Source organism: Paenibacillus sp. FW126-R14 (assembly GCF_058789495.1).
On record NZ_JBYTBS010000076.1, the window covers coordinates 1 to 11,251 of the forward strand.

6 protein-coding genes and 2 pseudogenes are annotated in these 11,251 nt (G+C 41.4%); 5 read left to right on the forward strand and 3 right to left on the reverse strand.

Going from position 1 to position 11,251, the window contains the following annotated elements:
- Positions 1-134 precede the first annotated feature (134 nt).
- Positions 135-603, forward strand: a pseudogene (locus AC3WRW_RS29950) (DUF6602 domain-containing protein).
- 127 nt (positions 604-730) lie between these two features.
- Here the strand turns inward: AC3WRW_RS29950 and AC3WRW_RS29955 are convergent.
- A pseudogene (locus AC3WRW_RS29955) lies at positions 731-1,198 on the reverse strand (sigma-70 family RNA polymerase sigma factor); the annotation flags it as partial.
- 89 nt (positions 1,199-1,287) lie between these two features.
- A complete protein-coding gene (locus AC3WRW_RS29960) occupies positions 1,288-2,175 on the reverse strand; it encodes a CPBP family glutamic-type intramembrane protease (RefSeq protein WP_492549870.1) in 888 nt (295 codons plus the stop codon).
- Between the two features lie 315 nt (positions 2,176-2,490).
- Between AC3WRW_RS29960 and AC3WRW_RS29965 the strand changes: the two genes are divergently transcribed.
- The 4 genes from AC3WRW_RS29965 to AC3WRW_RS29980 all read left to right on the forward strand — a co-directional run bounded on the left by AC3WRW_RS29965 (position 2,491) and on the right by AC3WRW_RS29980 (position 9,531).
- Positions 2,491-3,831: an erythromycin esterase family protein gene (locus AC3WRW_RS29965; protein WP_492549871.1), complete on the forward strand. Its 1,341-nt coding sequence runs from the start codon at positions 2,491-2,493 to the stop codon at positions 3,829-3,831.
- A 115-nt stretch (positions 3,832-3,946) separates the two neighbouring features.
- The gene (locus tag AC3WRW_RS29970; RefSeq protein WP_492549872.1) at positions 3,947-5,836 is read left to right on the forward strand and encodes a response regulator; all 1,890 of its coding nucleotides are present in this window, start codon (positions 3,947-3,949) and stop codon (positions 5,834-5,836) included.
- A gap of 946 nt (positions 5,837-6,782) precedes the next feature.
- Positions 6,783-7,361 (forward strand): sensor domain-containing protein, encoded by a 579-nt coding sequence (locus AC3WRW_RS29975; RefSeq protein WP_492549873.1) that lies wholly within the window; start codon positions 6,783-6,785, stop codon positions 7,359-7,361.
- 1,834 nt (positions 7,362-9,195) lie between these two features.
- Entirely contained in the window at positions 9,196-9,531 is a 336-nt protein-coding gene (locus tag AC3WRW_RS29980; protein WP_492549874.1) for a hypothetical protein, read from the forward strand.
- Between the two features lie 310 nt (positions 9,532-9,841).
- On the opposite strand, the gene AC3WRW_RS29985 is transcribed toward AC3WRW_RS29980, so the two are convergent.
- On the reverse strand, positions 9,842-11,251 hold a 1,410-nt coding region (locus AC3WRW_RS29985), incomplete at its 5' end, for an S-layer homology domain-containing protein (RefSeq protein ID WP_492549875.1).

Sequence of the window (11,251 nt, forward strand, 5' to 3'; positions counted from 1 at the left end):
GGCAGTCGAAGAAAAAGAACAGCACTAAAGAAGACGCAGTTCATTCATTTTTTTAAAATGTGCAGCGCCTAGGATATGGATAATCTCGTAAATTAGGAAACTTGAAAAATATTTTTCATCGTCTTCAAAAACAAATGATTGAGAAATTATCTGGTAGCCGCGAAATCATTAAACATTCAGGTGCTAAGGGAAATGCCACAGAAGTTAATTGGATACAATGGCTGGATACTTATTTGCCAAAGCGTTATAAAGTTGGGAAAGCCTTTGTGGTTGATTCTGAAAGGAGCAACCTACATTCCTGCTGAAAGTGTTTATGCTGTTTTTGAAGTTAAACAAGATATGAACAAATTCAATTTGAAGTATGCAGGAAAGAAGATTAATTCTGTACGTTCACTTCATCGTACATCAGCTCCAATTGTTCGTCTTGGAGGTGTGGACAGAAAGATTAAGCATTTTACCATCCTTTCAGGCTTTCTTTGCTTGGACAGTCCTTTGAAACAACCTTTTGGAACTAGTTTTGACAAAGTTATTAGAAGCTTAGATGAGTTTTCAAAAATAGATTTGGGGTGTGTTCTACAAACAGGTTCGTTTCAAATCAGTTGAAGTTAGAGTAGATAAAAGTACCCAAGAGAAAGCATTAATTTACTTCTTCTTTAAACTCTTAATGGAATTGCAAAAGTTAGGTACTGTCCCAGCAATGGACATTGAAAAGTATGCAAAAGCATTGGATTCAATCTAAAGAAGATATGTCCAATGACACACAAGTACTTATAAAAAAACCAAGTCGAAAAAGCTTGAGAATCAAGCTTTTATTATTTTTAAGTAGAGAAATTTGTGTCAGAAAAAAATGTGCAAATTCACCGCACTTGTAGCATTGTGAAACAAGCAAGAGCTCTTTTAATTTTTCTCTGCCGCGCTGCACTCTGGATTTTGCGCCAGAAATAGAGATACCTAATTGATCGCTTAATTCTTTTTGTGTGCACTCCCCTAGTTCAGTGAGTTCAAGAGCTTGCTTATACTTATCGGAAAGTCCCTGGATCATAGGGCGGATGCATGCGGATAATTCCTTAACCGCATCGTTCATTTTTTCAACTTGCTCTAGTGGTAACTCGTCCGATAGAACAGACTTTAATTGATTATGCTCTTTCCTAACATAATCAATTATGCTGTCTCGGGTAATCTGATAGATCCAAGATTGTAATTTCTGATCGTCTTTTTAATGTATCTAAGTTGGCGTGTATTTTACAAAAACATTCTGTAGAATGTCATCAGCATCATGATCATTTCTTACACGTTTAACTTGCCGCGCATTGTTGCTTGGGACACAATGATTGCAGTAATAAAGATAATAAGAGCGGTAATCAGACCGGATTCTCCGATCCAAATCTCAGAGTGAATTCCTGTACTTGCACTTGTGAAAGGCCCTTGAATTGTGGCATTCCATGCGGCATGGATGATGACCGAAGGCCAGACGCTGCCTGTGACTAATCGCAAACGGGCGGTAATAAAGCTGAATGGCACGATACATAGGTAGATGCCGAGTACGGAAAGAATAACCGACGGTCCTGCCACGTATAGACCGGCAATCACGATTGGGACGTGCCACGTTGCCCAGATTAATCCGCTAATAAGAATAGGACGCTTAACTTTGGCATCAACCAACCTTGTGAGCATATAACCCCGCCAGCCGAGTTCTTCCCCCATAACCGGGATCAAGTTGATTAAGCTTCCGAAGATTCCGGTCATAACGACTATTAAAACGAAATGCAGCGGTATTGGCAGATACTGAAGTCCGAGTATATGGAAGACCGGTTCTAACGTACCACCTTGAGGAAGTTGAAACACAGCCAGTCCGCTAAGCCAGGCAATGGAGTAAGTGATCCCACAGATGACCATAGGCAGTAGCAGGGCTAATCCAATGCCTTTCCATATTTTTGTATTGTTAAGACTGAATGATACGTCTTTAAATCCTTCACGCAATAGGATGCGCGCTAGAATGGAAGACAGTGCGGGGGTAAACATGTACAACACGATAAGCGGGACGCTTTTAGTCATGATTACGATTGTATTCAGGATAATACTAAAGACGAATAAGATGCCTAGGTAGAGCCGAAGTCCTGTTCTGGCACGTTGGACGCGATCCTCGGTTCGTGGTGTTGCTGTGTGTGATCTCATTAAAAAGTTCTTCCTTTCCAATTTATTAGTTAGCATGTCGAATCGATTGATATTTCTTCAAAACTCCTTTTCCATTTTTATTCTAACCTTCTCTGTTATCGATTCGATGAAGTCATTATCATTCACGGGTTGTCATCTCGGATAGTGAGGAATAGTAATCAAATTCTCGTGATGCTTGTCAAAAAAATTCATGATAGTTCGTTACTATGAAAAGTGATGGTGCATGAGTGACAATCGGATTATAGCAATTGATGCATGTCGTTAGCTTGCAGATCAATTTTGCTTAAATAATTCGATGGGGTGGAAGCGATGAAGATGAATAAGAAAAAGATGTACAGTGGAATGGTTGTCTTGCTTAGTGCAGCCATACTAACAGGAGGATGCGTTGGGGACAAGGGAGCTCGCCCAGTAGAAGTCGCCCAATCAGCGCAACCTGTCGAGAATAATATTTTTAAATCGATTGAATCACAGGCGAAGCCGTTGAAGACGATAGACCCGACACAACCATTCGATGATCTAAAGCCGTTTGAGAGCATGATTGGGAGTGCACATTATGTGGGATTGGGGGAGAATACGCACGGAAGCTCCGAAATTTTCACCATGAAGTTTCGCCTTGTGAAATATATGGTCATCCAGATGGGTTTTACGAATATCGGAATGGAATTGGATTGGGGCGACGGTTTAAAGCTGAATGAATACATCCAAACAGGAAAAGGAAATCCAAGAGAATTTTTGAAACTATTGTATCCGAACGAGGAAATTATAGCCATGCTAAATTGGATGAAGGATTATAATGCCGATCCATCAAACAAGAAGAAAATCCAATTAATCGGGCTTGACTTGAAGGGGATGGATCAGAATACCTATAATCAAGTGATTGACTATGTGAAGAAGCATCAGCCTGATGTACTGGCAGAAGTGGAAAAAAATTATAAAGATATGCAGGCTGTGACTGGAAGCTTGCAGGATTATATGAAGCTGACTCCAGAGGCGAAAGAAAAGTTCAAGGCTAACGCTGTGCAAGTGGTCCGATTGCTCGATGGCAAGACCAAACAGGCAAATACAGAGAAAGATTCATCTGAGCTGATCTGGGCGAAAGCAACAGCGAAGGCGATAGAGAACTTCACAACCATGATGGTACCTAGTGACTATCCAAGTTTGTTGAAGCTGCATGAACAATTTATGGCCGATCATTTAATATGGGCCCAAGAGGCATTAGGCGGTAAAACGATGATATGGGCACACAATGTCCACGTTGCCAAAGGCATTATCGATAAAAGTTTATACCCTGATGGATCAGGAAAATTTTTGAAAGAACGTTTAGGTGATGATTATGTCGTCGTTGGCAGCACAACGGCGGAGGGCCAGTATACCCTCTACAGCGATTACGCTTCTGGCAAGATTTCGGCAGAAACGATTCCACAGGATGTGAACAGCACCAATTATACGCTTGGAAAAGTCTCATATGATATGTTTTTGTTGGATAATCGCCATCTGAAGGGACAGGCTGATCAATGGGTCAAAGAAAAGCGGCCGTTGCTGAGCCTTGGGGGACAACTCCTCCCGAACGCGCCTGTTTTCTTTGATGCATCCCTGTTAGAGCAGTTCGACATTGTTTTCCAAATTCGCAAAACAAGCCCTTCCCATATGAAGTAAGAGTATGACGACAATCCCTTTCTAGGGCAACCGGGATAGGGATTGTTCCTTCTCACTTCTTTTTTACATGAAAATAATAACTTTTTGTCATTATGATCTTATTAGGGGACAGAATATGGTACAATCTGATAACAATCAGGTGAAGGATAGAGGTACTTCTATGACACAAATGACTACACGCTGGTCGTGGCCGGACTGGGTCATATTCGGCATACGTATCTCATGGTGGATCACGCAAGTTATCGGCTTGTGCAGGAATTATACGAATGAATTGCCAATGCCTCTTTGGGGAGCTATTGCGCTTTCCTTTGTTCCTTTCTCTATACCGTTCTTGATTCAACAATTTAATCGGCGATGGTATTTGATTTCAGAGATTGTTTTATCGGGTGGATTCGTTGTTTTCTTAAACCTGTGTTCTTTATCGAGCGTATGGGGGTTTATCCCGATTGGCTTTGTTATCGGCATTCTAAGCATCGACAAGTCATATCGATGGACAGCGATTTTATCCATTGGGGTCGTACCGTTTATCGTCTGCTTTGTAACCGGTAAGGACTGGTTAGAAAATCTCTTTAATGTCATTCTGAACCACGGGATCGTTTTTGCTTTAGGCTACGCGTTTCAATTATCTATTCTCGCTCACAACCAAGGGAGAATCATTAGGGAGCAGAATCGCATTCTGGAGCAACACGTGGTCCAGATCGAGCAGATGACGTTAATCGAAGAACGTAATCGGCTATCGAAGGAGTTGCATGATACGATCGGCCATACGCTGACTTCCATTATTATGGGGATGGAGTCGTTGCGTCCAGCGGTCACAGGTGATTACTCGGAGCGATTAGAAGCCCTCCTGCATTCTTCCCGCAATGGACTTGACGAGGTTCGTAAATATCTGCATCAGATGTCGATGCCCAGCCTCCATGCATCTTTTACCTCATCATTGCAAAAGCTGGTGAACAAATTTCAGGATACAACGGGCGTAGAAGTCAAGTTTCGTACATTGGGCGATGAATATTCCGTGATCAATCCAGTTAAACTGGCGCTTTACCGCTGCCTTCAGGAAGCATTAACGAATGCGGCTCGTCACGGGCAAGCATCGTCCATTCAGGTTCAACTGCACTTTGAAAGCAATCAATTGCGGCTTCAAATTCAAGATAATGGAAAAGGGGCTGAACAGCTTCAGCCAGGATTCGGACTTTCTACAATGAAGGAGAGGATGTTAGAGCTGTCAGGTCAGATGTCTGTCCATTCTCATCTTGATGAAGGGACTGTCGTCCTGTGTACCGTGCCAAGACATGAGAATTTGAAGAGCAAGATTCGGGTTATGCTTGTAGACGATCAACAGTTGATTGTAGACAGCCTTAAGATGATACTGGATGATCAAGAGGATTTGCAGGTAGTAGGTACGGCAGAGAATGGGAAAGCCGCGATCGACTTGTGCGAACAAGTGTATCCGGATGTCATCTTAATGGATGTCCGTATGCCCGAAATGGATGGTATCGAAGCTTTGAAAATAGTAAAGGAAAGATGGCCTGATCTTCGCGTTATTATCTTAAGCACCTTCAGTGAGGTAGAACAAGCGGTAGCCTCGCTTCAGAACGGAGCAGTCGGCTATTTGTTGAAGTCTATCCAGCCAAAAGAATTAATAGAAACGATCCGGCTCATTCATATGGGGGGTACGTCTATTACACAAGAAATCGCGGAACAGGTGTTTGAGGAGATGAAGCAGCAAAGCCTGCGTCTAATGGTGGGAAGAGGATCTGCAGGATCTAATACGTATGGATTAACGGGACGCGAGTTGGACATTTTGGAGCAGCTTTACCAGGGACACCGTTACAAAACTATCGCTGCCAACATGATCCTCTCGGAAGGTACGATTCGTAACTATGTATCGATCCTCTATTCAAAGCTTGGGGTCAATAACAGGGATGACGCAATAAACAAAGCGCAAGAGGAGGGACTGCTTGGCAAGGCGAGCGAGTTCAATGTCGGACATATTCGTACCTAGCCCAGGCTTTCTGTGTTACAATATTTACCGAGTCGTAGATCACCTTCATAAGTTAAATCTACAAAAATGAAAAGGAGCTTGCCACTGAATTTCAGTGGCAGGCTCCTTTTCGCGTTACACGGTATCGCTGCTAAGGTGAAACAGAGCTTTTTGACTATGATTATGAGTGGAGGTTCGTCGTTCAATATTTGGAAGATGGAGACCTGAGAGGGGCGAAACTCCCTGTTTTGTTGAATCCGAAAGGAATGGCACCTGATCAATACGGTGGATTTTTCGATGCGGATGACGAATACGAACCTTAGCTGAACTACCTTTCATGAGAAGTTAGGTGTATCTGGTTAGTAGATTAAAGGGAAAGGGTTTTATTACGCCACCTCCCCAAACATCCGCTGCATCACACGACGGTGAATTGTGGATTTACCCATCCACAACTCACCTCCATTAAAATAGAAATAAAGTCAAAAGAAGAGGGAGAGTAAGGAGGAGAACCCCACAAGGGTGCGTCCGCGCGGACCGCAGAGTCAATTGAGGCAGCTACTTGCGAGGGCTAAGATACGGTGCCAAACCCGTTGCAATAACTTGATGCCCCTTATCATTTGGATGGATGGGCAGAGCTCTGCTCAATGCATCCTCAATCTTTCCATTTTGATAGCCATAGATAAGATTCGCTTGTTTTCCTTCGAACCATGAATGAGCGGGAAGGATACTTATATTATAACTTTGTGCAATTTCGGTTGTCATACGATTTAATAGACCTACCTGCTGTTTTTCTTTATGTGGTGAGTTCTAATGATTGAAGCTCCTATCTTCATTTCCTGCAGTATTTAAAAGTGACATATTTTTAAAAACTACATGCCGAAAATGTCATATGACATTTTTACACTGGTGCGGTTGACGAAAGAAGTCTTACAATGTGGATAATATACGGAGAGGAGCGATGAACCTTATGAAATCAGGTTTCATCCAGAATGGTTATTTTTTATTATTAACTTTCGTTACAGGCTTGTTTTACTTTTGTTTTTACATGGTAGCCCTGTCTTTCAGTTTAAGTCTTTCATTTACGGTAGTCGGCATTCCACTTGTTACACACGTATTGCGTACTACAACAACCTTCATCCAATTTGAAAGGAGGCAGACGAAAATTTATACCGATATTACGGCGGCCCCTTACGACAGAAAAATAACAACGAATGCATCTGTCTGGGCTCAAGCCAAATTAGAACTTACGGATCGCCGCAACTGGGCTGCCGTATTTTGGTTAATGCAGAAGTTTGTAATCGGGATCTTCAGTCTCGTCAGCGCAGCCATACTCTATGTAGCACCGCTTGCATTCCTGTTGGCACCACTATATTATCGATTCATCAAAATGAATGTCATTTTCATGCAGGTAGATACTTTTGCGAAATCACTCCTTATAATGGCTGTGGGAGCGGTTCTTTCTGCAATAAGCTTCAAGCTGGCTGATATTTTGGCAAAAACAATCGGAGGTTATACGCGCAGCATGATCAGGCAGCTAAACGGATAGTTGTTTTGTTTCCGACCTTTGTGTGGTTGCAGCAGCGCAAGCGCAAAAAGCAAAATATTCACCACACGAATTGGCTGTCACCGTTTCAATTTCCAGGGTCAGTCTAGCACTTCAAAAGCTGACGATTTTCCAACCCCAGAACCGCGTCAAATCAACAACTCCAGTCTAATACTTTATTTTCTTCGTACAATTCGATTGCACATAGTTACAATAAAAAAAATTTTCGATAGCATGCCAATTGCATATATTACTGTTAGAGGCATGCTCTATATTGTATCTTTTATTGGTATTTTAAATTCAGAAAGCAAAGATAACCTTTAAACGCAGAACGGTAGTTCAATAATTACATTAAGGCAGCCGATACTATCGGCTGCCTTTGTCTCGGGAGGTTAGTTCCAATATGTGGTATTATACTAGGTGTAATTAACTCGTGCTTATAAGGAGAACAAAGGTGAGGTTTCGGGTATATTTGGGTATTTTCTCGTCATTGGTATCAATAACGCTATGGCTAGTTCTTAACTTGTACAACCCATACAATTCTGAACCAGCAAGTAATGACGTTTTAATAAGAACGAGCTTTTTTCTTTTTGCCCCAGCATGCGTAGCATTGATTGGTTCAATTATTAATAAACGTTTCATAATGTTCTTAGCATTCTTCTGGTCACTTCCAATTAGCCTTTATTTAGCGATGACACCAAGCATCTTTAAAATGTTCATAGTTACTTCTCTTTGTTACCTTCTTACCGGAATACTTATGAGGAAGCGGCAGAGAAAACACGACCAAACTAACGCAGAACTTTAGTTTTAACTAAGAGCTATCGTTTACAATCTAATGTTTCATTACCTTTGAGCTTAGAGGCTGGTTAGCAACCGGGCGGTGAATGAATTTGATAGTTGAAATTGATGGTTATTTTGAAAATGCACTCCTTATTGGCAAGATATGTTCTATTTCAGAATTAAGTAAAAAGTATGAAACAACCAAAACCCTATGTACTAACATAAATGATTTCACAGATATCTTTTGTAGGATATTTCAATTTGAGCGTCTTTCTTCTTCACACTGGAAAGGGGTTAGGCCAGATTTTGTAATTGATACCGATACTGACCGTATTTATGTACCACGGCATTGAGCTAACAGGACGCGTTAGATCAACGAACTGTCTGCTTTTATTTGTGTCAGAAGTACTTCATAACTTAAATGTATTTAGGCTTTTTTGAACACCATAACCACTTCAAAACTTTAATGTCTCCCAACACTGCTGCTGCTCCTCTTGTTGTCCGTGTACAATAATGTTTTGAAGTGTACATTATGGAACGATTATATCTTTACTGTAATTTATTTTTTTAAGCAAGCAGTTCTGCATTCCCCTTAGATCTCAGAATTTCGGAATAATTTCTTAATATTAATAAACCAATTTATGGTAATATAGCTGTATACAAAGGAAGTGAAGGAGAGCAAATGGGAACGAAAAACAATCGATATTTTTTATTGCAGTTTCTATCAGTATTCAATCTTAAAAACAGTCCTTCAAACATTGTTTATTGGTTTATCGCAACAGTTGTAATAGTTTTTTTAATTGGTTTATACGGAATGAATGCTTCTTAACTAGTTCACATTTCCTATTAGGCATAAGAAACGCTTAAGTAAATTAAAATAACAAATTAACAAAAGTGTAGTAGCTTGCCGCGACAGTTACTCTACTTTTTTGTTGAAGGGGCAGGATAGTCTAGTCATCTCGCGAATAACTTCCAGTATAGATATTTGCGAAGTTCCGCTAACGAGGAACGTTAGTGAACCATTTCTCAGTAGTTCAAAAAAGAGGGGGTAAAGAATTTGGAGAACAAACTATCTCCCAAGCAACAAAAACGACAGCAAGAGCGTGAAATTATTGACGAGTATCACAAATTGCTAACGGAACAAGCACTGGAACCCTTGTACCAATCTTTTTTGGATTGGAAATCAGAGAAATTGCCATACTTTGAACTAACTGAACTAATTCATCTATTCCATAAGAAGAATCAGGAGATCTACAAGGACTTTACGTACACAGATAATAAAAAACTCCTTCTACTTGCAAAAATGAAATTGGGCCGTTTAACCAACGATGATATTAAAGAAAATAAGCGCCTTCTAGAATTTTGGGGATATGAGGACAGTACCCCTAGTTAAAAAAGGCTTAGATACTTTTAAATTAAAAGAAATGGCTGATGTAGCAATAAAGGTATTAAAGAATATCTGATTCATTTAATTGAACTAACGGCGAACGTTTGTTGAATGGCACTTTTTTATAAGAAAGTTTTGAAATGACAAATAAAGTTGGCGTTTCTACTATGGAGTTTAAACAAAATAATGAACTGTTCACTCCTGGCTTCCATCGTAGGGATTTGAGCGGTTTTTTAGTATTCTCCTAAATTGAAAACGAAAAGAGGCCGCCCCCAATCGTATGTGACGATTGGGGGATAGCCTCGTTTTTGATTGATTATTTCGTAAATTGAAGCACTGCGAGCATTCTGCTTAAAATAACCGTGCTTTGAGCTCTCGTAGCCGCCGCTGCCGGATCGAATTTGCCTGAATCGGCGCCTTCGATAATCTTCATACCGGCAATCTCGGCAATAGGCGCCTGGGCCCATTGATCAAACAGGTGCTCATCCGTAAATTTCACTTTATTTCCTGCAGTGCTGCTATGATCGTAGCCAGCAAAATTCATTGCGCGTTGGATCATAACAGCCATTTCTTGCCGGGTAATAAGCGCATTCGGATGGAAGGAATGATCTTCGTATCCGGCAACGATGCCTGCTCCTGCGACAGCGTAAACCTGATCTTCAAACCAATCGCCTTGATGCACATCGATGAAAAGGTTCTTAGATGTTCCACCCGGTTTCAGTCCGAGTGTCCGGGCAATCAATGCTGCAAATTCCGCGCGGGTTATCGCTTGCTCAGGAAGAAACTGATTCTCGGATACACCTTGGACGATCATTTTATTTGCCATGCGTTCAATGTCGTTCTTTGCCCAATGATTGTTTAAATCAGCGAACGTTACTTTATTTTCTATCAGCATGTAGGTGCTGTTCGTTCTGCTATATATCGTCGCCTCTGTTCCCGATACAGTGAATGGAACCGGCTGGTATACCGTATTGCCTTGTTTGTCCGTCTCTACGCGAACCGCAGCTAAATTGCGGGCATTTAACGGGGTTTCCGCTTTGATTGTACGTGCCACATAAGTTGTAAAATTAGAAATTTCTATACTCTTGCCTTCTGAAGAAGCTGCTCTCAAAGTAAATTCAACTGCGCCGAGAACGGTTTTCCCGGATGATTTTGCTTTTTCTACAGCAGCGTTGTCTTTACTTACGATGACTTCTACATTGACTTTATCCTTGGCAACCCCTAACTTGGCAGCCAGATTTTGAAGATTAATCTCTTTTAGCGGCAGCTCATAACTTCCAAGCTGCGTGCCCAGATTCAGTGAAACGGCACTCTTTTGCGTGATTAATTTTTGCATTGCGCTGTTTGTAAAAATAATCCTGTTCTGATCGGCATTCACGCTCGAATCCACCGATAGCTTGAGTTTGCCGTTTGTGCTGCTTTTCAGTATGTTGTCGATCGTTTTATCGTCGATATAGGATTCAGCTGTCTGTTTTTCATTAATTGTACTTGAATCGCTGCGATTTACTGAACTGGATGGCCCTGATGTATCTGGAGCGTTCTCACGATTCACCATGATGGTGTAGGTTTTGGACGCTCCGCTCTGCGGAGTCACCTCGATTTCAATCTTGTTTGTTCCGACAGCCAGATTCAATGGTCCGTATGTTGCTCCGCTTACGCTCGTCGCACCGTTTACTCGGATCACAGCTCCCGCATCCGCTGCAGATGGCGTAACGCTGATGCTGCT